At 63.5% G+C, this 977-nt stretch carries 1 pseudogene; it reads left to right on the top strand.

The features are described 5' to 3' along the window. Positions 1–18 precede the first annotated feature (18 nt). A pseudogene (locus AC4PR2_RS29185) lies at positions 19–977 on the top strand (hypothetical protein); the annotation flags it as partial.

Here is a 977-nt window from a genome sequence, read left to right as displayed (position 1 = left end):
GACCGCGAGCACTACAGTATGCTGGAGAAACCCACCGGCGTACTCACTGAACTGGAGCAGGAAGCGCAGACGCAGCGTGGCCTGCGCCATGATGAGCTGATTGAGGAAGGTGACGCCGCAGCCGACTCCGCCGAGGCTGAAGCCTGCTATAAAGCCGCCAGGCGTATCGAGGAAGAAATCAGCGCCGTGCAGGCGCGCGCCAATATCGCGGCCTGGGACGCCCAAAGCAAGGTGGATGCCGGGGTGGTGGTGTCGTTCTGTCGCGGCGAACTGACCGTACAGCGAGGCGTGGTGCGGCTGATGCCAGAAGGTGGCGACGAGCGCGCAGACGACACCGGCAGCGATAACAGCGGCGACACCAACACCTCCCAACAACAAGCGACAGAACCCCAAACCAAGGGCTACAGCGCGGCACTGCTGCGCAGCCTGACCGCCGAGCGGACACTGGCTGTGCAGGCAGCGCTGACCGGCAACCCGCAGGTGGCGCTGGCGCTGCTGGTGCATACCCTGCTGACCAAGATGACCACGCCGTGGGCGGGCAGTGTGCTGGGTGCGAGCGTCAGCCAGCAGCGCGGCACGTTGCTGACCCATGCCCCCGCCAGCGCAGAAACCGACCGCGCCATGACGCGCCTCGGCGAGGTGGAGCAGGGCTGGATGGCGCGACTGCCAAAAGGGTGGGAGCAGGATTTTACCGTGTTGATTGACTGGCCGATGCCGACACTGGTTGACCTGCTGGCGTTCTGCGTCAGCGGCGGCATCGACGGATTGAGCGAAAAGACCGACCGCAACGGACGGGCAGGGGCGCAGCTTGACGGGCTGGAAGCGGCGTTGGGCTTTACCCTGCGTGACTGGTGGGTGCCAACCGCGCAGAACTGCTTTGCACGTCTCAGCAAAGACCAGTATCTGACGACAATTAATCTGGCCGGTTCGCGACAATTATTTTGGCCGGTTTGTAATCTGAGATCACAACCTACTCA

The organism is Serratia sp. A07 (assembly GCF_058725505.1).
The sequence above is the reverse complement of the archived record's forward strand: the minus strand, read 5'-3'. Positions and strand labels throughout refer to the sequence as shown.